Origin of the sequence: Aquibium sp. A9E412 (assembly GCF_030398335.1) — a bacterium.
Classification (GTDB): domain Bacteria; phylum Pseudomonadota; class Alphaproteobacteria; order Rhizobiales; family Rhizobiaceae; genus A9E412.
In genome coordinates, this window is record NZ_JAOAOP010000008.1 from 68455 (window position 1) to 90382 (window position 21928).

22 protein-coding genes are annotated in these 21928 nt (G+C 72.2%); 10 read left to right on the forward strand and 12 right to left on the reverse strand.

Annotation, left to right across the window (positions count from 1 at the left end; genetic code table 11):
• Positions 1-2: 2 nt before the first annotated feature.
• The gene (locus N1F89_RS05705; protein WP_290082436.1) at positions 3-1346 is read left to right on the forward strand and encodes a hypothetical protein; all 1344 of its coding nucleotides are present in this window, start codon (positions 3-5) and stop codon (positions 1344-1346) included.
• Positions 1343-2185, forward strand: coding sequence for an ATP-dependent Clp protease proteolytic subunit (locus N1F89_RS05710; RefSeq protein WP_290082438.1), 843 nt, complete (start codon positions 1343-1345; stop codon positions 2183-2185). The genes N1F89_RS05705 and N1F89_RS05710 overlap by 4 nt, the downstream gene beginning before the upstream one ends.
• 12 nt (positions 2186-2197) lie before the next feature.
• Here the strand turns inward: N1F89_RS05710 and N1F89_RS05715 are convergent, their stop codons facing one another.
• The 6 genes from N1F89_RS05715 to N1F89_RS05740 form a co-directional block, all read right to left on the reverse strand.
• Complete coding sequence (locus N1F89_RS05715; RefSeq protein ID WP_290082439.1) at positions 2198-2755, reverse strand: hypothetical protein; 558 nt, start codon at positions 2753-2755, stop codon at positions 2198-2200.
• Positions 2743-3144 carry a hypothetical protein gene (locus N1F89_RS05720; RefSeq protein WP_290082442.1) on the reverse strand — a complete coding sequence of 134 codons (402 nt, stop codon included), beginning with the start codon at positions 3142-3144 and terminating at the stop codon, positions 2743-2745. The genes N1F89_RS05715 and N1F89_RS05720 overlap by 13 nt, the downstream gene beginning before the upstream one ends.
• Before the next feature lie 101 nt (positions 3145-3245).
• Positions 3246-4445 (reverse strand): GGDEF domain-containing protein, encoded by a 1200-nt coding sequence (locus N1F89_RS05725; protein ID WP_290082445.1) that lies wholly within the window; start codon positions 4443-4445, stop codon positions 3246-3248.
• A 190-nt stretch (positions 4446-4635) separates the two neighbouring features.
• Positions 4636-6045, reverse strand: a complete 1410-nt coding sequence (gene leuC, locus N1F89_RS05730; protein WP_290082449.1) for a 3-isopropylmalate dehydratase large subunit — start codon at positions 6043-6045, stop codon at positions 4636-4638.
• 222 nt (positions 6046-6267) lie between these two features.
• Positions 6268-6813, reverse strand: a complete 546-nt coding sequence (locus tag N1F89_RS05735) for an MgtC/SapB family protein (protein WP_290082451.1) — start codon at positions 6811-6813, stop codon at positions 6268-6270.
• A gap of 83 nt (positions 6814-6896) precedes the next feature.
• The gene (locus N1F89_RS05740) at positions 6897-7532 is read right to left on the reverse strand and encodes a class I SAM-dependent methyltransferase (protein WP_290082455.1); all 636 of its coding nucleotides are present in this window, start codon (positions 7530-7532) and stop codon (positions 6897-6899) included.
• 248 nt (positions 7533-7780) lie between these two features.
• On the opposite strand from N1F89_RS05740, the gene N1F89_RS05745 reads away from it, so the two are divergent.
• Positions 7781-8779, forward strand: coding sequence for a zinc-binding dehydrogenase (locus N1F89_RS05745; RefSeq protein ID WP_290082456.1), 999 nt, complete (start codon positions 7781-7783; stop codon positions 8777-8779).
• A gap of 210 nt (positions 8780-8989) precedes the next feature.
• On the opposite strand, the gene rplS is transcribed toward N1F89_RS05745, so the two are convergent.
• The 4 genes from rplS to N1F89_RS05765 all read right to left on the reverse strand — a co-directional run bounded on the left by rplS (position 8990) and on the right by N1F89_RS05765 (position 12360).
• Positions 8990-9514 (reverse strand): 50S ribosomal protein L19, encoded by a 525-nt coding sequence (gene rplS / locus N1F89_RS05750; RefSeq protein WP_290082457.1) that lies wholly within the window; start codon positions 9512-9514, stop codon positions 8990-8992.
• A 221-nt stretch (positions 9515-9735) separates the two neighbouring features.
• Positions 9736-10452: a tRNA (guanosine(37)-N1)-methyltransferase TrmD gene (gene trmD / locus N1F89_RS05755; RefSeq protein WP_290082458.1), complete on the reverse strand. Its 717-nt coding sequence runs from the start codon at positions 10450-10452 to the stop codon at positions 9736-9738.
• Entirely contained in the window at positions 10449-11048 is a 600-nt protein-coding gene (rimM, locus tag N1F89_RS05760; RefSeq protein ID WP_290082460.1) for a ribosome maturation factor RimM, read from the reverse strand. Before rimM ends, trmD begins: the two co-directional genes overlap by 4 nt.
• Before the next feature lie 40 nt (positions 11049-11088).
• Positions 11089-12360, reverse strand: coding sequence for a ubiquinone biosynthesis hydroxylase (locus N1F89_RS05765; protein WP_290082461.1), 1272 nt, complete (start codon positions 12358-12360; stop codon positions 11089-11091).
• Between the two features lie 116 nt (positions 12361-12476).
• Between N1F89_RS05765 and tesB the strand changes: the two genes are divergently transcribed.
• From tesB to N1F89_RS05795, 6 genes are all read left to right on the forward strand, one after another.
• On the forward strand, positions 12477-13343 hold the full coding sequence (tesB, locus tag N1F89_RS05770) for an acyl-CoA thioesterase II (RefSeq protein WP_290082462.1): 867 nt from the start codon (positions 12477-12479) through the stop codon (positions 13341-13343).
• 227 nt (positions 13344-13570) lie between these two features.
• Positions 13571-13909 (forward strand): P-II family nitrogen regulator, encoded by a 339-nt coding sequence (locus N1F89_RS05775; RefSeq protein ID WP_290082464.1) that lies wholly within the window; start codon positions 13571-13573, stop codon positions 13907-13909.
• Between the two features lie 28 nt (positions 13910-13937).
• Positions 13938-15293, forward strand: a complete 1356-nt coding sequence (amt, locus tag N1F89_RS05780; protein WP_290082466.1) for an ammonium transporter — start codon at positions 13938-13940, stop codon at positions 15291-15293.
• Between the two features lie 219 nt (positions 15294-15512).
• Positions 15513-18029, forward strand: coding sequence for a DNA translocase FtsK (locus N1F89_RS05785; RefSeq protein ID WP_290082467.1), 2517 nt, complete (start codon positions 15513-15515; stop codon positions 18027-18029).
• Positions 18030-18235: 206 nt separating this feature from the next.
• Complete coding sequence (locus N1F89_RS05790; protein ID WP_290082469.1) at positions 18236-18895, forward strand: outer membrane lipoprotein carrier protein LolA; 660 nt, start codon at positions 18236-18238, stop codon at positions 18893-18895.
• A gap of 303 nt (positions 18896-19198) precedes the next feature.
• On the forward strand, positions 19199-20005 hold the full coding sequence (locus N1F89_RS05795; RefSeq protein WP_290082471.1) for an exodeoxyribonuclease III: 807 nt from the start codon (positions 19199-19201) through the stop codon (positions 20003-20005).
• A gap of 36 nt (positions 20006-20041) precedes the next feature.
• Here N1F89_RS05795 and N1F89_RS05800 read toward each other — a convergent pair whose 3' ends face one another.
• Both N1F89_RS05800 and N1F89_RS05805 read right to left on the reverse strand, forming a co-directional pair.
• The gene (locus N1F89_RS05800) at positions 20042-20497 is read right to left on the reverse strand and encodes a cyclic nucleotide-binding domain-containing protein (RefSeq protein ID WP_290082472.1); all 456 of its coding nucleotides are present in this window, start codon (positions 20495-20497) and stop codon (positions 20042-20044) included.
• A gap of 57 nt (positions 20498-20554) precedes the next feature.
• Complete coding sequence (locus N1F89_RS05805; protein WP_290082473.1) at positions 20555-21238, reverse strand: response regulator transcription factor; 684 nt, start codon at positions 21236-21238, stop codon at positions 20555-20557.
• Positions 21239-21410: 172 nt separating this feature from the next.
• On the opposite strand from N1F89_RS05805, the gene N1F89_RS05810 reads away from it, so the two are divergent.
• A complete protein-coding gene (locus N1F89_RS05810; RefSeq protein WP_290082474.1) occupies positions 21411-21917 on the forward strand; it encodes a L,D-transpeptidase family protein in 507 nt (168 codons plus the stop codon).
• Positions 21918-21928 lie beyond the last annotated feature (11 nt).

The window sequence follows — 21928 nt, forward strand, 5'->3', positions numbered from 1 at the left end:
CCATGAACCAAGCCCGCTCCGCACGCCAGCTGCGCGACCACGTCGCCTCGCTGCAGACCATGACCCGCTTCGTGCTCGCCACGCTGGCGCTGGCGAGCGGCGTCTACACCTATCTCGGCGTGCGCAGCCTGCTCGACGGTTCGGCGCCGCTCGTCTTCTTCGCCGCGGTCGTCTATTCGGCCGCCGTCTCGGTCGGCATCTACGGCTTCTGGACCTATCTGGCGCGCTTCCTGCCGGAAATGCGCGACGCCGCCTCGCGCGCCACGCTGATCGGCGTCATGGCGCTCGGCTCGCTGATGATCGTCGCCATGTCGTCGTGGCTCAACGCCGCCGCGCTCGCCGGTTCGGCCGCCGTCGAGCAGCACCTGGCCGAGACCCTGGAGGACTACACCGGCGACCTCGACCAGGCGCACGGCAACGCGCTCGGCGCGCTGTCGCTTCTGCCCGACATCCAGCGGGCGGCCGAGCGCTTCTCGCGGCTGGCCGCGGAGGAGCGCGAATCCGGCGCGCTCACCGGCACCTCGGGCTCGGGCAGCGTGGTGCAGCTCCTCACCCAGATGGCCGCCCAGATGCGCGAGCTGGAAGAGACCATCCAGGGCTCGCGCGAGACCGTGCGCACGCTGTTCGAGGAGGGCCAGCAGCATCTGGCCGAGATGCGCGGCCTCGTCTCCGGCGCCGGGCCGGTGACGCCGCGCTCCGACCGCTTCGCCGAGGAGGCGGTGGCGCTGGCCGGCGTCATCGCCGCGCTCGAGCAGACCTCGATCGCGCCGTCGGTGGCGCGCGCGGCGGCCGACCTGTCGGCCGGCTTCATCGCGCCGGTGGCCGACGGCGGCACGGCCGATCTCGCCAGCCGCCAGGACACGGTGATGGCGACCGTCCGGAGCTCGGTCGACGCCCAGTCTAAGGCGCTGTCGGAGGCGGCGGCCGAGATCATGGCGCAGCCGCCGGTGCCCGACCGGCGCTACGTGCCGCTGTCGTCGGCCGAGGCGGTGCTGCAATACGCCTCGAGTTTCCTGCCGAGCTGGGCCGGGGCGATCTCGATCGACCTGCTGCCCGGCGTGCTGGTCGGCGTCCTGGCGGTGGTCTACGGCGCCATCCGCCGCGACGAGGAGAGCCTGTCGGACGCCGAGCGCATCAGCGCGGCCGACATGCTGCGCTCGCTCGACCTGCACGACGCGCTGACGGCGGCGCGCCGGCATGGCGCGGGCGAAGAGGGGCCGGCGAGCGGCAGCGCGGAAGCGCCGCAGGCCGGCCGACCGGCCGAACCGGCCGAGCCGAACGAACCCGCCGCGCCGGAGAACGTGACGCCGCTGGCGCGCGGCGAGCGCAAGCGGAGCGACCCATGACACGCAGCGACAGCCCCTTCCGATCCGCCAGCGCCCGGGCGAAGGGCGTGCTCGGCCGCTATTTCGCCCGCTTCGACGACGGCGAGGTGATGCGCTGGGCCTTCCGTGGCCTGGTCGCCGGCGCGGTCGGCGTGCTGGTGCTCGACTTCGGCGCGCTGATGGACGCCAACGGCGCCGGCGCGCCGGATTCGGGCGCCGCGCCGGCCGAGATCGCCCGTCCGGTGCTGCCGCCGGCGGTGGAGGGCGGCGAGACGGGCAGCCGCTCTATCGATCCGCGCGACTTCCTGCGCGGCGACGAGACGGCGCTCAGCCGGCCGATCCGCTTCACCCTGCAGCCCGGCGGCGTGCTGAACGCCGAGGGCAGCATCGATGTCGGCGCGGCGGCGCGGCTGTCCGACGAGCTTGCCGCGCGCGGCGAATATGTCGAGACCGTCTCGCTCAACTCGCCGGGCGGCGCGCTCGACGACGCGATCGCGATCGCGCGCATGCTGCGCGAGCGCGCCATCGCGGTGCGGGTCGAGGACGGCGCGCTGTGCGCCTCGTCCTGTCCGCTCGTGCTGGCCGGCGGGGTGACGCGCAGCGTGGCGCCGGAGGCGGCGGTCGGCGTGCACCAGTTCTACGCCGGCACCGACAGCGGCACCTCGGCGGCGCAGGCGATGGCCGACGCGCAGCTCACCACCGCGCGCATCAGCCGCCACCTGGCGACGATGGGCGTCGATCCGGCGCTGTGGCTGCACGCGCTCGATACGCCGCCGCAGGCGCTCTACTATCTGAGCGCGGAGGAGATGCGCGGCTACGGCCTCGTCACCGGTTCCGCGGCCGTCGCGCAGCAGCGGTAGGGCGCGGCCGCCTCAGGCGACGCTCGACTGCTTGGCCGCGACGATGCCGAACAGGTCGAGCAGCGCGCTCGTCTCGCGCGTCACCGCCACGAAGGCCTTCTGCAGCGCCGCCGGCTCGAGCCCGTCGCGCAGATTGCCGTCGTCGTCGAGCACGGCCTCGACATGCGCGGCGATCGCCCTGCCGCGCCGCGCGATCTCGGCAAACAGCGCTTCGTGGGTCTCGAAGAAGGCGGCGTCGCCGAAGCGCGTCTCGATCAGCGCCCGCTCCCAGTCGGTGTACTCGATCGGCGTGGCTTCCTGCCCGCCGGTCTCGGCGGCGGATGCGGCGGCGCGCGCCAGCCCGGCCGCCGTCTCGCCGAGCTCGCCCAGATGGCGCGCCAGCCCCTCGGTGTTCTGCTCGAGCCCGGCCTGGAGCCCGGCGCCGAGGCTGCAGGCGAGGCTTTCGACCCGGCCGGCCAGCTCGGTCTGCTTGAGACGGTCGGCGAGCGCCTCGTCGGGGCCGGCGGCGGCAAGGCCCGCCGGCAGGCTCAACGCAAGGGCGAGGGCGAGGGCGGCGATCAGTCTTCGCATAGGCGCGACTCCATGGGCTGGGCGACCTCGGCACGGTCGTTGAAGGCGGCGACAAGGCCGCAGAAGCCGGCCTGCGGATCGTCCGGCCGGACATAGCCGTCGATCGGCACGGCGCGCGTCTGCGCGCGCAACAATGCCTCCTCGTAGGACAACAGGTGGAAGCGCAGCGTCTCCGCCCCGCAGCCCGGCGCGGTGTCGAGGCAGTCGCTGATGCTCTGCCGCGCGACCGCGACGTCGGCGGCCAGGCCGTCCGCCAGCTCGCGCGTCTCGACGCCCTGCACCTGGCAGTAGGACAGCCCGGACAGGACGAGGGCCAGCACGGCGACCGCGAGCGAGCCCAAGGCCGCCGGATCCCGGCCGCCGCCACCGTTTTCGCCCGTCTCGCTCATGGCGCCCCCGACGCGGCGTGCAGCATGCTGCACCTCACGGCAAGGTTGTGGATCGGCGGGCCGCTGTCAACGCAAAACGACGCAGGCGCGCGCCGGCGGTATCAGCGCGCCGGGCGGTGGGCGCGGCGCTCGCCGCCGTCGCGCGCGCCGGGCGGGGCGACCCGCACGCGGTTGCGGCCGGCGTTCTTTGCCGCGTAGAGCGCGATGTCGGCGCGCCGCAGCATGTCGGACATGGTGTCGTGCACCTGCAGCTCGGCGACGCCGAAGCTGGCGGCGAAGCGCATCGTCTCGGGCAGGCCCGGCACCGCGGCGGCGGCGAAGGCGCTGCGGATGCCCTCGGCGAACAGGCGGGCGGCGGCCACGTTGGCGCCCGGCAGCAGCACGGCGAACTCCTCGCCGCCGATGCGGCCGACGATGTGGCTTTCCGCCCGCGCCTCGGCCAGTCGCGCGGCGAAGGCGCGGATGACGAGGTCGCCGCCGGCATGGCCGTAGCTGTCGTTGACCATCTTGAAGTGGTCGAGGTCGCACAGCACGATGGACGCCGGCAGGCGCGTCTCCGCCATGAGGCGCACGACCTGCGGCACGCGCTGCTCGAAGCCGCGCCGGTTGAGCAGGCCGGTCAGCGCGTCGGTCTCGGACTTGGCGGTGGCGTCGATCAGCAGGTCGCGCACCAGGATGACGGCGATCATCAGGCCGACCGCGACGATCAGCACCGCGCCCATCGACTGCGAGATCAGCGCGTAGATGCTGTCGACATAGCTCTGCGGCCGGTCGCCCGCGCCGAAGACGACGGCGAAGAACGGCTTGGCGAGGAAATGCAGCGCGCCCGCGGCGAGCAGGCCGAGCAGCGCCAGGTCGAGCGGCCGCTTGTCCGGCACGCGCAGAAGCAGCAGCGCCGCCGTCGCCTGAACGGCGACATAGGGCGCCTGGTAGAGCAGCACCCGCAGGAAGGAGGCGCGCGGCATGTCGTAGATGGCGAGATTGAGCGCCAGCGACACGACGAACAGACCGGCCAGCAGCCGCCACGGGATCGGCACCGCATAGTGCTTCAGGATCCCGACATTGAGCACGGCAAGGCCGGCGAGCGAGATGGCGAAGGCCGTGAAGACGACGAGGCGCGGGTGGTCGACGGCCGAGACCGACCATTCGACCGCGAAGTTGGCCGCCGCGAGAAGGAAGGACAGCGCGATCCAGCGGGCCGGCACGCGCACCTTGTCATAGGTGCCGATCAGGCCGAACGCGCCGGCGAAGAGGCCGGCGACGAGGAGGTTGATTGCCAGAATGTATCCGGCGGCGCTCATGCCCGGCTCCCGCTCGCGTGTCGGCACGTCCTAGCGCAGCGGTTCGCAAGGGGAGGTTAATGCCGGGGGCGGCGACGCGGAAAATTCGCCATCCCGCGTCCGGGCGATGCCGATGCGCCCGATGCACGACCCCCGTCCGGCCGGGTGGCCGGCGGGCGGGGTGCGAAGGAGGCCGCGGCGGGCCGGCGCCTCAGCGCCAGTCGCGGATGTCGACGAAGCGGCCGGCCACGGCGGCGGCCGCCGCCATCGCGGGGGAGACCAGATGCGTGCGGCCGCGGAAGCCCTGCCGGCCCTCGAAGTTGCGGTTCGAGGTCGAGGCGCAGCGCTCGCCGGGCTTCAGCCGGTCCTCGTTCATCGCCAGGCACATCGAGCAGCCCGGCTCGCGCCACTCGAATCCGGCCTCGATGAAGACCTTGTCGAGCCCCTCGGCCTCGGCCTGCGCCTTCACCAGGCCGGAGCCCGGCACGATCATCGCGCCGACGCGCTCGTGCACCTTGCGGCCGTCGACCACCTTGGCGGCGGCGCGCAGGTCCTCGATGCGGGCGTTGGTGCACGAGCCGATGAACACGCGGTCGAGCGCGATCTCGGTGATCGGCGTGCCGGGCGTCAGGCCCATGTATTCGAGCGCGCGCCGCTTCGACTTGCGCTTGTTCTCGTCGGCGATCGCGTCGGGGTCCGGCACCGTGCCGGTGACCGACACGACGTCCTCCGGCGAGGAGCCCCAGGTGACGAGCGGCGGCAGGTTGGCCGCGTTTAGCCGCACCACGCGGTCGAAATGCGCGCCCTCGTCGCTGTGCAGCGTCTCCCAGTAGGCGCGCGCCATGTCCCAGGCCTTGCCCTTGGGCGCGCGCGGCCGGTCCTTCAGATAGGCGAAGGTGGTCTCGTCGGGAGCGATCATGCCGGCGCGCGCGCCGCCCTCGATCGACATGTTGCACACCGTCATGCGGCCTTCCATCGACAGCGCGCGGATCGCCTCGCCGGCATATTCGATGACATGGCCGGTGCCGCCGGCGGTGCCGATCTCGCCGATGATGGCGAGGATGATGTCCTTGGCCGTCACGCCCTCGGGCAGCGCGCCGTCGACCTCGACGCGCATGTTCCTGGCCTTCGACTGCAGCAGCGTCTGGGTGGCCAGCACGTGCTCGACCTCGGAGGTGCCGATGCCGTGGGCGAGCGCGCCGAAGGCGCCGTGCGTGGAGGTGTGGCTGTCGCCGCACACGATCGTCATGCCGGGCAGCGTGAAGCCCTGCTCGGGGCCGACGATGTGGACGATGCCCTGCCGGCGGTCGGCCTGGTCGTAGTACTCGATGCCGAAGTCGGCGGCGTTCCTGGCCAGCGCGTCGACCTGGATGCGGCTTTCCTCGTTGCGGATGCCGTTGACCCGGTCCGGCGTCGTCGGCACGTTGTGATCGACCACGGCGAGCGTGCGGCCGGGATGGCGCACGGCGCGGCCGGCCAGCCTGAGACCCTCGAAGGCCTGCGGGCTGGTCACCTCGTGCACCAGATGCCGGTCGATGTAGATCAGGCAGGTGCCGTCCTCCTGGCGCTCGACCAGGTGGTCGTCGAAAATCTTGTCGTAGAGCGTGCGCGGTTTGGTCATCGGTTCTCGTTCCTGAAAGAAGCGTCTCGGGCGGCGGCGCGGCGGGCGCGGCGCGTCAGCCGGCGCGGCCGGAGGCGAGCCCGGCGAAGCGCGCGAAGAAGCGGCCCGGCAGGCGCTTGCGGTCCTGCAGGGCGAAGCGGCGATAGGCCGGATGTGCGAACAGCGCTTCCATGCAAAGGTCCATACCAACTCGCGGCGGCTTGGGCAATCGGCGCGACGGCCTCACTCCGGCTCGTTGGCGTGGGCGGCGCGCGCCTCGCGGTCGGCGGCATAGCCGTGCCGGCGGCGCGGATGCTTGAACTTCAGCGAGGTCTCGAACCAGCGCACCAGCGTCAGCACGATCGTGCCGAGCAGGCAGGCGAGCGCGGCAACCACCCACAGGCCGAGACCGGCAGCCAGCCCGGTGGCGGCGGCGAGCCACATGCCCGCCCCCGTGGTCAGCCCGCGCACGGCGCCGCGCTTGAAGATGATGAAGCCGGCCGCCAGGAAGGCGACGCCGGAGGTGATCGCCTCGACCAGGCGGATCGGGTCGGCGCGGATGTGGTCGCCGCGGAACGCCGACAGCGAGACGATCTCCAGCGCGATGATGGCGAAGGTGGCCGAGGCGAGGCACACCAGCATGTGCGTGCGCAGCCCGGCCGGCCGCTCGACCAGCTCGCGCTCGAAGCCGAGCACGGCGCCGAGCAGCACGGCGACGCCGAGCCGGGCGGCGATCACCTGCCAGGCCAGGGTCGTTCCCGGCACGAAATCCGCGAGTATCTCGTTCATCGCGGCGAGAACGCGCCTGCCATGCGTCCGTTCCTCCTCATCGCGCCGACGGTCCGGCCGACGCCTTTGCCCGGCTGCGCCAGCTAGCCGACGCGCAGCACGTAAGCATGCACGAAGACGTCGGGCTCGGCCACCGCGAAGGCGCGGAAGGGCGGGCTCTTCTCGATCACCCGGCAGCGACCGGCCGCCTCGAGCGCGGCGAAGGTCGCGCCGAAGCCCGCCTCCTCGACCAGCCGGTCGCGCACGGTGGCCACGCCGATGCCGCCGGGCCGGGTGGCGCGCACGAGCTCGTCGAAGGCGGCGGCCGGGGCGTGGCCCTGCGTGAACACGCCGGCGGCCAGGAAGCCGGCGAAGCGGCCGTCCTCGAAGGGCAGCGCCTCGCCGAGCGCGGCGCGCACCAGCCGCGCATAGACGCCGCGCTCGGCGGCATGCGCCAGCATCGCCTCCGACAGGTCGAGGCCTTCGATCGGCCGGTAGCCGAGCGCCGCGAGATAGGGGCCCGACAGGCCGGTGCCGCAGCCCGCGTCGAGCAGCGGCCCGGCGTCGGCCGGCAGGTGGCGGGCGAGCCAGGCGGTCGCCAGATAGGGCAGGCAGTAGCCGAGCGCGGCGGTCTCGCGGTCGTAGGCGGCGGCCCAGTCGCCATAGGCGTCGGCCAGCGCGTCGCGGCTGTCGGCGGCGTAGACGCGGTTCAGCGCGTCGCTCTGTTGCTCGGCGGTCATGGCTTTGCTCCCTTCCATCGCTGGTTGGCGCCGGCGTGGCGCCGGCGGCCGGAATCGGTCCGCCCCCGGTATACGTCATCGGCGCCGCGGTTCCGAACCGGCCGGTCCGGCCGGGCCGGCCGGGCCGCGCGGCCCGCCGCGCGGTCGGCTTGACAGGCCGCTGCATGGGCGTGATTTTAGCCATACTAAAATTCCTCCCCGACGACGGCCGCTCCCGGCTGTCCGCAAGCTCCCGAAAGGATCCGCCCATGCCCCGCGCCTGGCTCCTCCCGCGCTATGCCGGCTACCAGTGCCTGACGTTCCAGGACGTGCCGTCGCAGCAGCCGGGGCCGGGCGAGGTGCGGCTGCGCGTCGAGGCCTTCGCGCTCAACTGGGGCGACATGGACCTGATGTGGGACCGCTACTCGTTCTCGTTTCCCGAGCTGCCGGCGCGCGTCGGCATCGAGGCGGCGGGCATCGTCGACGCGCTGGGGCCGGGGGTCGAGGACCTGGCGATCGGCCAGCGCTGCTGCACGCTGCCCTATTTCTACGGCAACCGCGGCGCCTCGACGGAGGAGCTGGTCATCGACCGGCGCTACGTGACGCCGGCACCCGAGGGGCTGAGCGCGGTGGAGAGCGCCTCGGTGTGGATGCAGTTCATGACGGCCTATTTTCCGCTCGCCGAGATCGCCCGGGTCGGCCCGGGCGACGACGTGCTCGTCACCGCGGCCACCGGCACGGCCGGCGCGGCCGCGCTGCAGATCGGCCGCTACCTGGGCGCGACGATGATCGGCACCACGCGCTTCGAGCGCAACCGCGCCTACCTGGAAGCCAAGGGCGCCGACCACGTGGTGGTGCCCGGCGCGGGCGACCTGGCGGCCGAACTCGACGCGATCACCGGCGGCAAGGGCGTGGTGCTCGCCTTCGACCCGGTCGGCGCCGGGCTGATCGGCCGCTATGCGCCGGCGCTGGCGCGCGACGCCCGCATCTGCTTCTACGGCACGCTCGACGCGGCGTTCCCGACGCTGCCGATCGTCGACATGTTCCAGAAGAACGCCGTCTTCCACCCCTATTCGCTGTTCAACTATGTCGAGGCGCCGGCCATGTGCGCCAGGGGAACGGCCTTCGTCTACGACCGGCTGGCCGACGGCACGCTGAAGCCGGAGATCGACCGCGTCTACCCGATGGAAGCCTATCGCGAGGCGTTCGACTATCTGAGCCAGCCGCGCGAGCGCCACGGCAAGGTGGTGGTGACGACGGGGCTGTGAGGCACGGGTGCGGCCGGCGGGGCCGCGCCGCTCCGCCGTCCACCGGTCGGCGCCAGCGCCGCGGCGCGCCGCGCTCGCCGGCGGCGACCGGGTCGCGCACGGCCCGGAACACGCTCGCGCTGCCCCTCGGCAATGACCGTGCGAAACGAAAAAGGCGCGGCTGACCGCCGCGCCCGTTCGATGCCCGGTCGCGCCCGAAGGCGCGGACGGCTACTCGCTCTTGGCTTCCGCCTCGGTGTTGGCGGCGGCCTCGGCGGCCTCCTGCGCGGCCTTCTCGGCGGCCAGCGCCTCGGCGGCGGCGACCTTCTCGGCCTCGGCGCGGCGCTTCTCGGCGGCGACCGCCTCGCGCTCGGCGTCGTTCAGACGGCGGGCGCGCACGCCGGTGTTCTCGGTGATGCGGGCCGACTTGCCGCGGCGCTCGCGCAGGTAATAGAGCTTGGCGCGGCGCACCTTGCCGCGGCGCACGACCTCGACCGCCTCGACCAGCGGCGAATAGACCGGGAAGACGCGCTCGACGCCCTCGCCGTAGGAGATCTTGCGCACGGTGAAGCTTTCCTGGAAGCCGGAGCCGGCGCGCGCGATGCACACGCCCTCATAGGCCTGCACGCGGGTGCGGGTGCCCTCGGTGACGCGCACCTGGACGCGCACCGTGTCGCCGGCCTGGAATTCGGGAAGCTTGCGCTTCTCCTCGATCTTGGCGGCCTGCTCGGCCTCGATCTGACGGATCAGGTCCATTGCACTTGTCCTCTTGTTCTTCTCGAACCGTCAGAGCGCTCGTCTCGACGGCAGTCTGCGACCGCCTGGAAGAGTGCCCTTCGCGCAGAGGGGCAGGAGCGGGTTCACGCGTTCATGGATTGAGCCATCCGGCCTCGGCCGTCTGCGTGCAGCGCGCATACACGACATCGCGGCGCGAATCAACAGGGGCGGGCGCTCCGCGAGCGGCCGCGCGGCCGCGCCTATGCGGTGTCGTCGGTCTCCCGGTCGGCGCGGTAGGCGGCCCAGAGGTCGGGCCGGCGCCGCCGCGTCAGCGCCTCGGCCTCGGCGCGCCGCCAGGCGGCGATGCGGGCGTGGTTGCCCGAGGTCAGCACCTCGGGGATCGGCCGGCCTTCGAAAAGCTGCGGGCGGGTGTAGTGCGGGTGCTCGAGCAGGCCGCTCTCAAAGCTTTCCTCATGGCCGGACAGCGCGTTGCCCATCACCCCCGGCAGCAGCCGCACCACCGCGTCGAGCAGCACCAGCGCGGCCGGCTCGCCGCCCGACAGGACGTAGTCGCCGATCGACACCTCCTCGAGCGCGCGCGTCTCGATCAGCCGCTGGTCGACGCCCTCGAAGCGGCCGCACAGGATGACGGCGCCGGGACCGGCGGCAAGCGCACGCACGCGGGCCTGGTCGAGCGGCCGGCCGCGCGGGCTCATCAGCAGGCGCGGCCGCGGGTCGTCCGGCGGCGCGGCGTGGTCGATGGCGCGCGCCAGCACGTCGGCGCGCATCACCATGCCGGCGCCGCCGCCGGCCGGCGTGTCGTCGACGCTGCGGTGGCGGTCGGTGGCGAAGTCGCGGATCTGCACGGTGTGCAGCGACCACGCCCCCTCCTCGAGCGCGCGGCCGGCGAGCGACAGGCCGAGCGGACCGGGAAACATCTCGGGATAGAGCGTCAGCACGCTGGCGCGAAAGCTCACGCCGCACCTCCGTCGGCCGTGCTGCGCGGCGCCGGGGCGGGCGCGCGGGCCTCGCCGGTCTCGCCGTCGTCACGATCGTCGTCGCTCGCGAGGAGGCCGGCCGCGTGCGGCTCGACGGTGAGCGTGCCGGCCGCCAGGTCGACGGCGGGCACGGCCGCCCGGCTGAACGGGATCATGGCGCTGCGCCCGTCGGCGAGCGCCAGCTCGAGGATGTCGCCGGCGCCGAAATCGTGCAGCGCCACGACGCGGCCGAGCGCGCCGCCGTCGGCCGTGCGCGCGGCAAGCCCGATAAGGTCGGCCTGGTAGAACTCGTCCTCCTCGAGATCGTCGGGCAGCGCGGCGCGCTCGACGAACAGCTCGGTGCCGGCCAGCGCCTCGGCGGCGCTGCGGTCGGCGACCTCGGCGAAGCGGGCGATGGGGCCGGCCTTGCCGGGCCGCACGGCGGTGACGGTGAAGCGCCGGCCGTCGGCGCTGCGCAGCGGCCCGTAGGCGGCGAAGTCCATCGGGTCCTCGGTGAAGGCGCGCACCCTGATCTCGCCGCGGATGCCGTGCGCGGCGCCGAGGACGGCCATGCGCACCGGGTCGCGCGCGGTCATGCCCGTTGTCCTGCGCTCATGCCCCGGTCCCGCGGTCCCCTCAGATCGCCTCGCCGCGCAGCAGGCGCGGCGTCGGCCCGGCCAGGCCGGAGGCCTGGCGGATGAAGAAGCTCTTCATCGCCGGCATGCGGTCGACCAGCCCCAGGCCGAAGTCGCGGACCGCGCGCAGCGGGCCGAAATCGTTGGAGAACAGCCGGTTGAGCACGTCGGTGGTGACGCCCATCTGCACCGTGTCGAAGCGGCGCCAGCGCTCGTAGCGGCGCAGCACGTCGATCTGGCCGAAATCCTCGCCCAGCCGGTCGGCCTCGACGACCACCTCGGCGAGCGCGGCGGCGTCCTTGAAACCGAGATTGAGGCCCTGGCCGGCGATCGGGTGGATGCCGTGCGCGGCGTCGCCGGCGAGCGCCAGGCGCGGCGCCACGAAGTCGCGCGCCAGCGTCAGGCCGAGCGGCCAGGCGCGGCGCGGCCCCTCGACGCGGATGTCGCCGAGCTTGAGGCCGAAGCGCTGCTCGAGCTCGTGCTCGAAGACCACGTCGTCCTCGGCGACCAGGCGCTCGGCGACCTCGGTCCGTTCGGTCCACACGATGGACGAGCGGTTGCCCTTGAGCGGCAGCGTGGCGAACGGGCCGGCCGGCAGGAAGTGCTCCTCGGCGCGGCCGTTGTGCGGCCGCTCGTGGGCGACGGTGCACACGATGCCCGACTGGCCGTAGTCCCAGTGCACCGTCTTGATGCCGGCCATGTCGCGCAGCCGCGACTTCACCCCGTCGGCGGCGACGAGCAGCCGCGTCTCCACGCTCACGCCGTCCGCCAGGTGCACCCGGGCGAGCCCGGTCTCGGTGTCGTAGCCCTCGACCGCGACCCCTTCGAGAAGGTCGATGCCGAGCGCGTCGGCGCGCCGGCGCAGCGCGCCGTTCAGCACCGTGTTGGCGACCATGTGCGCGAACGGCTCGCCCGGCGCCACCTCGCCGCCGAAGGTGAGGAACACCGGGCGCACGGGATCGGCGGTGCGCGAATCGGTCACCACCATGTCGACGATCGGCTGCGCCTCCGGCGCGATCTCGTCCCAGCAGCCGAGACGCTGCAGCATGCGGCAGGCCGCCGCCGCGATCGCCGAGGCGCGGCCGTCGCGCTGCCACACGCCGGGCGGCGCGGCGTCGACGACGGCGACCGACAGGTTCGGCCGCGCCTGGCGGATCGACACCGCCGTGGCGAGGCCGACATAGCCGGCCCCCGCGATCAGCACGTCAAAGCGGGCGCCCGCGCCATCCGCACCGTCGCCGCGCGCGTCGTTGTCCGCCGTCACCGTAGCCATGGCCTTCATCCTTCTTCCGTCCTGCCGGTCGGCGCGCCGGGCGCCCTCTCCTTGACTTAGCCCGGCGCTTCGGCTTGGAAACCCGGCACGTCCACCGTCGCGGAGACCCCCAGCCCATGTCATCGGCCATGCAGGAGCTTCTCGCCATTCTCGACCTCGAGAAGCTGGAACACAACCTGTTCCGTGGTCGCAGTCCGCAGGTCGGCTGGCAGCGGGTGTTCGGCGGCCAGGTGATCGGCCAGGCGCTGGTCGCCGCGCAGCGCACGGTCGACCGGCGTCGCCACGTGCACTCGCTGCACTGCTATTTCATGCGGCCGGGCGATCCGGCGGTGCCGATCATCTACGAGGTCGACCGCATCCGCGACGGCGGCAGCTTCACCACGCGGCGCGTGGTGGCGATCCAGCACGGCCACGCGATCTTCTCGCTGGAGGCCTCCTTCCAGGTCGACGAGGAGGGCCTCGAGCACCAGATGGCGATGCCCGAGGGCGTGCCGGGGCCGGAGGCCTTGAAGACGCAGCACGAGCTGCTCGAGGCGATCGGCGGCCACGTGCCGGAGGCGATCCGCAAGTACTGGGCGCGCGAGCGGCCGCTCGAGGTCAAGCCGGTCAATGTCGAGCACTACACCAGCCGCGAGAAGCTGCCGCCGTGCCAGAACGTGTGGGTGCGCACCACCGGGCCGGTGCCCGACGACCGGGCGCTGCAGGCGGCGGTGCTCGCCTATCTGTCCGACATGACGCTGCTCGACACCTCGACCTTCGCGCATGGCCGCTCGGGCTTCGACGCCGACCTGCAGATGGCCAGCCTCGACCACGCGATGTGGTTCCACCGGCCGGCGCGGCTCGACGACTGGCTGCTCTACACCCAGGACAGCCCCAACGCGATCGGCTCGCGCGGCTTCTCGCGCGGCGCGCTCTACACCCGGCAGGGCGCGCTGGTCGCCTCGGTCGCGCAGGAGGGGCTGGTGCGCCTGCGCAAGAAGTAGGCAACGCGCCAATATTGCCCAATCGATAGCCAGTCCGGTTGTGCTGCGGTGCACAACCGGCTGCCGGCGCGCCGCATGTTCTTCTTGAAGATCAAGACCTTGGCCATGCGACGGCGCATCTGGCACAAAGCTTGAATCCCCTGTGACCGACCGGCCGGCAGCCCGCCACGGGCCGCCCGGCGGTTTCTCGCAATCGCGGAGACCCGCGACAACAGGGGTGAAGCCTGATGAAAATCGTGATGGCAATCATCAAGCCGTTCAAGCTCGACGAGGTCCGCGAAGCGCTGACCGCGGTCGGCATCCAGGGCCTGACCGTCACCGAGGTCAAGGGCTACGGACGGCAGAAGGGGCACACCGAGATCTATCGCGGCGCCGAATACGCCGTGAGCTTCCTGCCCAAGCTCAAGATCGAGATCGCCGTCGACAGCGGCATGGTCGACAAGGCCGTCGAGGCGATCGGCCGTGCCGCCAAGACCGGCCAGATCGGCGACGGCAAGATCTTCGTCTGGGGCATCGACCAGGCGGTGCGCATCCGCACCGGCGAAACCGATGCCGACGCGCTGTAGGCCGCCCGCACAAGACAAGGGGAATACGATGAAACTGTCTCACCACGTCACGGCGCGCCGCGCGAGCCTCGGCATCCTGGCCGCCGGCGCCTTCCTCGCCCTGCCCGCCTTCGCCCAGGAGGCGACGCAGGAGGCGGCCGAGGCCGCACCGCAATTCGCCAGCGCGGCCGACACCGCCTTCATCTTCAACACGCTGCTGTTCCTGATCGGCGGCTTCCTGGTCATGTGGATGGCCGCCGGCTTCGCCATGCTGGAGGCCGGCATGGTGCGCTCGAAGAACGTGTCCATGCAGCTTCTCAAGAACATCTCGCTCTACTCGATCGCCGGGCTGATGTTCTGGCTGGTCGGCTACAGCCTGATGTATGTCGACGTGAACGGCTATTTCGGCACGCTGTGGCCCTATTCCTGGCCGGCCGCCGGCACCGCCAACGAGGGCGACTACTCGGTCGCCTCCGACTGGTTCTTCCAGATGGTGTTCGTGGCGACCGCCGCCTCGATCGTGTCGGGCACGCTCGCCGAGCGCATCAAGCTGTGGCCGTTCCTGATCTTCGTCGTCGTGCTGACCGGCTTCATGTACCCGATCACCGGCTCGTGGAAGTGGGGCGGCGGCTGGCTCGACGGCATGGGCTTCCAGGACTTCGCCGGCTCGACCATCGTCCACTCGGTGGGCGGCTGGGCCGCGCTCGCCGGCGCGCTGCTGCTCGGCGCGCGCAAGGGCAAGTACGGCACCGGCGGCGAGGTGCAGCCGATCCCCGGCTCCAACATGGCGCTCGCCACGCTCGGCACCTTCATCCTGTGGCTCGGCTGGTTCGGCTTCAACGGCGCCTCGCAGCTCGCGCTGGGCTCCAACGCCGACGCCTCCGACATCAGCCGCATCTTCGCCAACACCAACCTGGCGGCGGCCGGCGGCGTGGTCGCCGCGCTGATCCTCACGCAGCTGCTCTACAAGAAGGTCGACATCACCTTCGTGCTCAACGGCGCGCTCGCCGGCCTGGTGTCGATCACCGCCGAGCCGCTGACGCCCGGGCCGTTCGCCGCCATCCTGATCGGCGCGGTCGGCGGCGTCATCGTCGTCCTCACGGTGCCGCTGCTCGACCGCTTCAGGATCGACGACGTGGTCGGCGCCATTCCGGTCCACCTGCTCGCCGGCATCTGGGGCACGCTGGTGGTGCCGCTCACCAACGCCGACGCCAGCTTCGGCGCGCAGATCGTCGGCATCCTGGCCTACGGCATCTTCACCTTCGCCGTGGCGCTCGCCGTGTGGGCCATCCTGCGCGCCACCGTCGGCCTGCGCGTCTCCGACGAGGAGGAGATGAACGGCCTCGACGTCGCCGAGGTCGGGGTCGAGGCCTATCCCGAGTTCATCGCCTCGCGCGTGCGCTAGACGAGGCGGCACGACGATCCCGTCGCGCCGCCGCGGACGGCGGCGCCACCTGGGGCCCGGTTCGCCGGGCCCCTTTTTTCGTCCGCCCGCAACCGGCCGCGCGGCGTGCGCCATGGTTAATGCCGCCTTAACCATCGCGCCGCTAGTGTCGGCGCGGAATCCGTCGCCCGCCGGTCGTGGCGCGGGCGAAGCCAATGCCGACGGACAAAGAGGAATCGCATGCGTTCGGGATCCTCCGCAGCACTCGCCTTCACCGAGGACGGCTTCGGGCTGGCGCCGCTGCTGCGCCGACTGGCCGCGCGGCTCGGCGGCGTGCTGGTGCTCGCGGCGGTGGCCTTCACCGTCGCCGCGCTGGCGACGTGGTCCGTGTCGGACCCGAGCTTCAGCCACGCCACCGCCAACCCGGTGACCAACGCGATGGGCTATCCCGGCGCGGTCGTCGCCGACCTGGCCATGCAGTTTCTCGGCCTGGCCGCGCTCGCCGCGCTGGTGCCGGCGGTGCTGTGGGGGGTGACGCTCGCCGCCGGCCGGCGGCTGGCGCGCAGCGCGCGGCGGGCCGCCGCCTGGGCGGGCGGCGCAGCGCTGGCGGCGGCGGCCTTCGGCTGCCTGCCGGTGAGCCAGGCCTGGCCGCTGCCGACCGGGCTGGGCGGCGTCGTCGGCGATCTGGCGCTGCGCCCACCGGCGCTCGTGCTGGGCGTCTATCCCTCCGGCGTCCTCGGCATCGTCGCCGCGCTCTTGCTGGCCGTGCCGGCCGGCTGGCTGCTGCTCTACGCCGGCGGCGCCTTCGGCCGCACCGCGGCTGCCGCGCCGGTGCCGCACGGCGCGGCCGACGAGGAGGAGGAGGATGCCGACGAGGCGGACGAGGCCGGCGGCTTCGTGCTGCTCGGCATCGTCACCCACTGGTGGCTGTCGCTGCGCGCGCACCTGCGCCGCGCGACCGCGCGCGGCCGGCCGCAGGCGGTGCGGCGGGCGCCCGGCCGGCGTGTCGAGCCGGCGCTCGAGGATGCCGCGCAGGACGATCTCGACGACGACTTCGAGCCCGCCTTCGCCGACCGGGATGAGGCGGCAGACGGGCCGGACGACGAGGCGGCGCTCGACATCGCCGCCGACGGCACGGTGCGTGCCGCCCGGCAGCCCGCGCGCGTCGAGACGCCGGCGCCGCGCCCGGTCGAAGGCAAGCGCGTGCGGCGCGAGGCGCAGCCCCCGCTGATCCGCGCCGACAGCTTCGAGATGCCGGCGCTGCACTTCCTCGCCGAGCCGAAGGCGGTGGCGCGCGATTCCAGCCTGTCGAACGAGGCGCTCGAGCAGAATGCCCGGCTTTTGGAGGGCGTGCTGCAGGATTTCGGCGTCAAGGGCGAGATCATCCATGTGCGGCCGGGGCCGGTCGTCACGCTGTACGAGCTGGAGCCGGCACCGGGCATCAAGTCGTCGCGCGTCATCGGCCTGGCCGACGACATCGCCCGCTCGATGAGCGCCATCGCCGCGCGCGTCGCCGTCGTGCCGGGGCGCAACGCAATCGGCATCGAGCTGCCCAACAGCGGCCGCGAGACGGTGTTCCTGCGCGAGCTCCTGGCCAGCCGCGACTTCGAGGTCTCCAAGGCCAAGCTGGCGCTGGCGCTCGGCAAGACGATCGGCGGCGAGGCGGTGATCGCCGATCTCGCCAAGATGCCGCACCTGCTCGTCGCCGGCACCACCGGCTCGGGCAAGTCGGTCGCCATCAACACGATGATCCTGTCGATCCTCTACCGCATGACGCCCGACCAGTGCCGGCTGATCATGATCGATCCGAAGATGCTCGAGCTGTCGGTCTATGACGGCATCCCGCATCTGCTGACGCCGGTCGTCACCGACCCGAAGAAGGCGGTGGTGGCGCTCAAATGGACCGTCCGCGAGATGGAGGAGCGCTACCGCAAGATGTCGAAGCTCGGCGTGCGCAACATCGACGGCTTCAACCAGCGGGTCGGCGCGGCCAACCGCAAGGGCGAGCGGCTGACGCGCACGGTGCAGACCGGCTTCGACCGCGAGACAGGCGAGGCGATCTACGAGAGCGAGGAGCTCGACCTCGAGCCGATGCCCTACATCGTCGTCATCATCGACGAGATGGCCGACCTGATGATGGTCGCCGGCAAGGACATCGAGGGCGCCGTGCAGCGCCTGGCGCAGATGGCGCGCGCGGCCGGCATCCACGTCATCATGGCGACGCAGCGCCCCTCGGTCGACGTCATCACCGGCACGATCAAGGCCAACTTCCCGACGCGCATCTCCTTCCAGGTGACGTCGAAGATCGACAGCCGCACGATCCTCGGCGAGCAGGGCGCCGAGCAGCTGCTCGGCATGGGCGACATGCTCTACATGGCCGGCGGCGGGCGCATCCAGCGCGTGCACGGGCCGTTCGTCTCCGATTCGGAGGTCGAGCAGGTGGTCGCCCATCTCAAGGTGCAGGGCACGCCGGAGTATCTCGACGCCATCACCGAGGACGAGGACGGCGACGAGGCGGCCGGCGGCGGCTCGGGCGGCGGCAACCTGGAGGAGTCCGACGACCCCTACGACAAGGCGGTGGCGGTGGTGCTGCGCGACGGCAAGGCGTCGACCAGCTACATCCAGCGCCGGCTCGGCATCGGCTACAACCGCGCCGCCTCGATCATCGAGCGCATGGAGCAGGAGGGCGTCGTCGGCCCGGCCAACCATGCCGGCAAGCGCGAGATCCTGGTGCCGACGGAGAACGAGGAGTTCTAAAGCGTTTCCAGGCGAAGTGGACACCGGTTCGCCGTCCGGAAACGCGTCGGGACGGGACGTTGGGGCCGGTCCGCGGGAAAGCAGGACGGCGCGCGGGCGCGGGCGGCCGGGAACGCGGTGCCGGCTGCCGCCGTTGCCCCCGACACGGCCAAATTTCGGCCCCACTGAGCGCCTATCGGGCGAAGGCAGAAGAAAAGGCAAGGCCCATGATCCGTTTTGCAAAGCAGGCAAGCAACGCCGCCCGGCGGCAGGCGCCGCGGCTCGCCGTCGGCGTGCTCGCCGCGCTCTTGTCGCTCGGCAGCGCCGCGGTGCAGGCCGCCGCCGACCCGGCGCAGCGCATCGCCAACCACTTCTCCAGCGTGCGCACGATGACCGGCGAGTTCGTGCAGTTCGGCCCGAGCGGCGAGCAGACCGGCGGCAAGTTCTACATCGAGCGGCCCGGCCGGCTGCGCTTCGACTACGAGCAGCCGTCGGGCTATCGCGTGGTGTCGGACGGCCAGTCGGTGGTCATCCACAACGAGAAGCTGCGCACGGCCGACCTCTACCCGCTGTCGAAGACGCCGCTCAAGCTGCTGCTCGACGAGCGCATCGACCTGACGGACGGCAAGGTCCAGGCGGTGCGCGAGGAGGAGGATCTGACGACGATCCAGCTCGCCGACCGCTCGGTGTTCGGCGATTCGACGATCTCGATGATGTTCGATCCGGACTCCTACGAGCTGCGCCAGTGGACCATCACCGACGCACAGGGCAAGGACACCACGGTGATGATCTTCAACGTGCAGCAGGGCGTCCAGTTCGACCCCAGCGTGTTCGAGATCAACTACCGCCGCGTCGACGAGATGAACCAGCGCAAGCACGGCCGCTGAAGCGGTTCCAGGCGAACTGGAAACCGGTTCGCCGTCGGCAAACGCGTCAAGACGATGACTTGGAGCCGATCTGCGATCGCTTGAAATGCGGACCGGCTCTACGGCCGCGCGCGCCGCAGGCACCGGCCTTGCGCCGGCAAGGACGCGCTGCCCGGAACTCGGGACGCGGGGCCTCGCCGCGAGGCGGCGCCCAGGATGCCGGCGCGGCGCGCGGCCGGCCGGGCGGTGGAAAAGGTCTCCCGCGCGGTTGCGCAGGACGGGCCGGCGCGCCAGATTGCGCCGCCCACGCCGCGCGGACCCGCCATGCCCTTCACGCTCGCCACCTGGAACATCAACTCCGTGCGCCTGCGCCTGCCGCTGGTCGCGCAGTTCCTCGACACGCACCGGCCGGACGTCCTGTGCCTGCAGGAGACCAAGTGCCGGGACGAGCAGTTCCCGCTCGCCGCGTTCCGCAAGCTCGGCTACGAGCATGTCGCCATGCACGGCCAGAAGGGCTACCACGGCGTCGCCACGATCGCCCGGCGGCCGATCACGGTGGTCGAGCGGCGCGACTTCTGCGGCGTCGGCGACAGCCGCCATCTGGCGGTCTCGATCGAGACGGGCGGGCCGCGGCTGACGCTGCACAATTTCTACGTTCCGGCCGGCGGCGACGAGCCCGACCCGGCGATCAATCCGAAGTTCCGCCACAAGCTCGACTTCCTGGCCGAGATGCACGGCGTGCCGGCCGCCGCCTCGGCGGAGACGGCGAGCGTGCTGGTCGGCGACCTCAACGTGGCGCCGCTCGAGACCGACGTGTGGTCGCACAAGCAGCTCCTCAAGGTGGTCAGCCACACGCCGGTCGAGACCGAGAGCCTGCAGGCGATGCGCCGCGCCGGCGGCTGGGTCGACCTGGTGCGCCGGCACATCCCGCCCGAGCAGCGGCTGTACACCTGGTGGAGCTACCGGGCGCGCGACTGGAGCGCCTCGGACCGCGGCCGCCGGCTCGACCACATCTGGTCGTCGGCGAACCTGGCGGGCGCGCTGGAGTCGGTCTCGGTGCTGCGCGCCGCGCGCGGCTGGGAGCGGCCGTCCGACCATGTGCCCGTGATCGCCCGCTTCGCCTTCGGCTGACGCAGGCGCCGCGTTGGGGCGCGGCGGATTGCCGCCTCAGCGGCCGAGGCGGGCGGCGACCGCCTCGATCTTCGCCATCAGCGCCTCGAGCTCGCCGGTCAGCCGCTGCTGCAGGGCGAGCGCGGTGTCGGGATACTCCTCGAGGATGCGGCGGAACAGCGTGCGGTTGATGCGGATGAGCTGCGCGTCGGTCTCGGCCGCCGCGTCGGTCAGCCGCACGCCCGGCGCGATCAGCGCGTACTCGCCGAGGATCTCATGCGGCCCGACGAGCGCGACGCGCCGCGCCTCCTCGCCGTTGCGGCGGTAGAGGCCGATTCGCCCCTCGGCGACCACGAAGGCGCAGTCGGCCTTGTCGCCCTCGCGATAGAGCGTGCGGCCCGACCCCAGCGGGATCGTCTCGGCGCCGAAGGCGAGCAGGCGCACCTGCTCGCGGGTAAAGCAGTCGAAGAGGTTCACGCCCGAGAGAACGCGAATGTCGTCGTCCAGCGCCATGCAGCCTGTCCCCGCGCCCCCTCCGACAGCGGACGGCCCCCCGGCGTGCGCGCGGTCTTACGGAACGAGCTTGTATCCGCCGCTTTCTGTCACAAGTATCTCGGCATTGGAAGGATCGCGCTCGATCTTCTGGCGCAGGCGGTAGACGTGGGTCTCCAGCGTGTGGGTGGTGACGCCGGAATTGTAGCCCCACACCTCCTCCAACAGCACGTCGCGCGTCACCACCTTCTGGTCGGCGCGGTAGAGATATTTGATGATCGAGGCCTCCTTCTCGGTCAGCCGGATCTTGCCGCCGCGCTGGTCGATCAGCAGCTTCTGGCTCGGCTTGAAGGTGTAGGGCCCGATGGTGAAGGTGGCGTCCTCGCTCTGCTCGTGCTGGCGCAGATGGGCGCGGATGCGGGCCAACAGCACGGCGAAGCGGAACGGCTTGGTCACGTAGTCGTTGGCGCCCGCCTCGAGGCCGAGGATGGTGTCGGAATCGGTGTCCTGCCCGGTCAGCATGATGATCGGCGCGCGGAAGCCGCCCTTGCGCAGCAGCTTGACCGCTTCGCGGCCGTCCATGTCGGGCAGGCCGACATCCATGATGAGCAGGTCGATGACGCCGCCGCGCGCCGTCTGGATGCCCTTGGTCGCCGTCGGCTCCTGCAGCACCTCGAACTCCTCGTAGAGCGAGAGCTGCTCGACGAGGGTCGCCCGCAGGTCCTCGTCATCGTCGACAATCAGTATGGTGCGTGACGTCATGGGTGACCCGTCCGTGCCTTTCCTGTCTGGCCGCGCTGGCGCGTACCGTCTATGCACTTCGACGCCGGCGCGAAAGGGCATCACGGTGAAGTGTAGCGCGATGCGAGCATACTCCAAAAAACGTGAGCGGAAGGTTTCGCGCGGCAAAAGCGCGCGTGCGGCGCCGCTCGTCGTGCGGCCGCGGCCGGGGCATCCCCGCGAGGGGCTGATCGCCTTCGCCGGCACGGTGCGGCGCTGCGCGCTGGGGCGCGGCGCAACCACCGTCCTGAAACGCGAGGGCGATGGCGCCACGCCGCTGGCGGCGATGCCGCTGACCGGCGGCTACTTCCGACCGCGCCGGGCCGGCCGCCGGCCGGCCGCGCGGCTCGACCTGGCGCCGATCGGCGCCGATCTCGGCTGGTGCGACGCGCCGTCCGACCGCAACTACAACCGGCCGGTGCGGCTGCCCTATCCGGCGAGCGCGGAGCGCATGCGCCGCGACGACCACCTCTACGACGTGTGCCTGGTGCTCGACTGGAACCTCAGGCCGCGCCGGCGCGGCCGCGGCAGCGCCATCTTCCTGCACCTGGCGCGGCCGGGCTTCGCGCCGACGGAAGGCTGCGTGGCGGTCGACCGGCCGACGATGGCGCGGCTGCTCGGGCTGGTGCGGCGCGGCACGCGGCTCGTCGTGACGCGCTGAGGCGGCCGCCG

Bases quoted from the DNA above. Each gene is read 5' to 3' on its own strand.
- N1F89_RS05705 (WP_290082436.1), top strand. From the start codon at position 3: ATGAACCAAGCCCGCTCCGCACGCCAGCTGCGCGACCACGTCGCCTCG.
- N1F89_RS05710 (WP_290082438.1), top strand. From the start codon at position 1,343: ATGACACGCAGCGACAGCCCCTTCCGATCCGCCAGCGCCCGGGCGAAG.
- N1F89_RS05715 (WP_290082439.1), bottom strand. From the start codon at position 2,755: ATGCGAAGACTGATCGCCGCCCTCGCCCTCGCCCTTGCGTTGAGCCTG.
- N1F89_RS05720 (WP_290082442.1), bottom strand. From the start codon at position 3,144: ATGAGCGAGACGGGCGAAAACGGTGGCGGCGGCCGGGATCCGGCGGCC.
- N1F89_RS05725 (WP_290082445.1), bottom strand. From the start codon at position 4,445: ATGAGCGCCGCCGGATACATTCTGGCAATCAACCTCCTCGTCGCCGGC.
- leuC (WP_290082449.1), bottom strand. From the start codon at position 6,045: ATGACCAAACCGCGCACGCTCTACGACAAGATTTTCGACGACCACCTG.
- N1F89_RS05735 (WP_290082451.1), bottom strand. From the start codon at position 6,813: ATGAACGAGATACTCGCGGATTTCGTGCCGGGAACGACCCTGGCCTGG.
- N1F89_RS05740 (WP_290082455.1), bottom strand. From the start codon at position 7,532: ATGACCGCCGAGCAACAGAGCGACGCGCTGAACCGCGTCTACGCCGCC.
- N1F89_RS05745 (WP_290082456.1), top strand. From the start codon at position 7,781: ATGCCCCGCGCCTGGCTCCTCCCGCGCTATGCCGGCTACCAGTGCCTG.
- rplS (WP_290082457.1), bottom strand. From the start codon at position 9,514: ATGGACCTGATCCGTCAGATCGAGGCCGAGCAGGCCGCCAAGATCGAG.
- rimM (WP_290082460.1), bottom strand. From the start codon at position 11,048: ATGACCGCGCGCGACCCGGTGCGCATGGCCGTCCTCGGCGCCGCGCAC.
- N1F89_RS05765 (WP_290082461.1), bottom strand. From the start codon at position 12,360: ATGGCTACGGTGACGGCGGACAACGACGCGCGCGGCGACGGTGCGGAT.
- tesB (WP_290082462.1), top strand. From the start codon at position 12,477: ATGTCATCGGCCATGCAGGAGCTTCTCGCCATTCTCGACCTCGAGAAG.
- N1F89_RS05775 (WP_290082464.1), top strand. From the start codon at position 13,571: ATGAAAATCGTGATGGCAATCATCAAGCCGTTCAAGCTCGACGAGGTC.
- amt (WP_290082466.1), top strand. From the start codon at position 13,938: ATGAAACTGTCTCACCACGTCACGGCGCGCCGCGCGAGCCTCGGCATC.
- N1F89_RS05785 (WP_290082467.1), top strand. From the start codon at position 15,513: ATGCGTTCGGGATCCTCCGCAGCACTCGCCTTCACCGAGGACGGCTTC.
- N1F89_RS05790 (WP_290082469.1), top strand. From the start codon at position 18,236: ATGATCCGTTTTGCAAAGCAGGCAAGCAACGCCGCCCGGCGGCAGGCG.
- N1F89_RS05795 (WP_290082471.1), top strand. From the start codon at position 19,199: ATGCCCTTCACGCTCGCCACCTGGAACATCAACTCCGTGCGCCTGCGC.
- N1F89_RS05800 (WP_290082472.1), bottom strand. From the start codon at position 20,497: ATGGCGCTGGACGACGACATTCGCGTTCTCTCGGGCGTGAACCTCTTC.
- N1F89_RS05805 (WP_290082473.1), bottom strand. From the start codon at position 21,238: ATGACGTCACGCACCATACTGATTGTCGACGATGACGAGGACCTGCGG.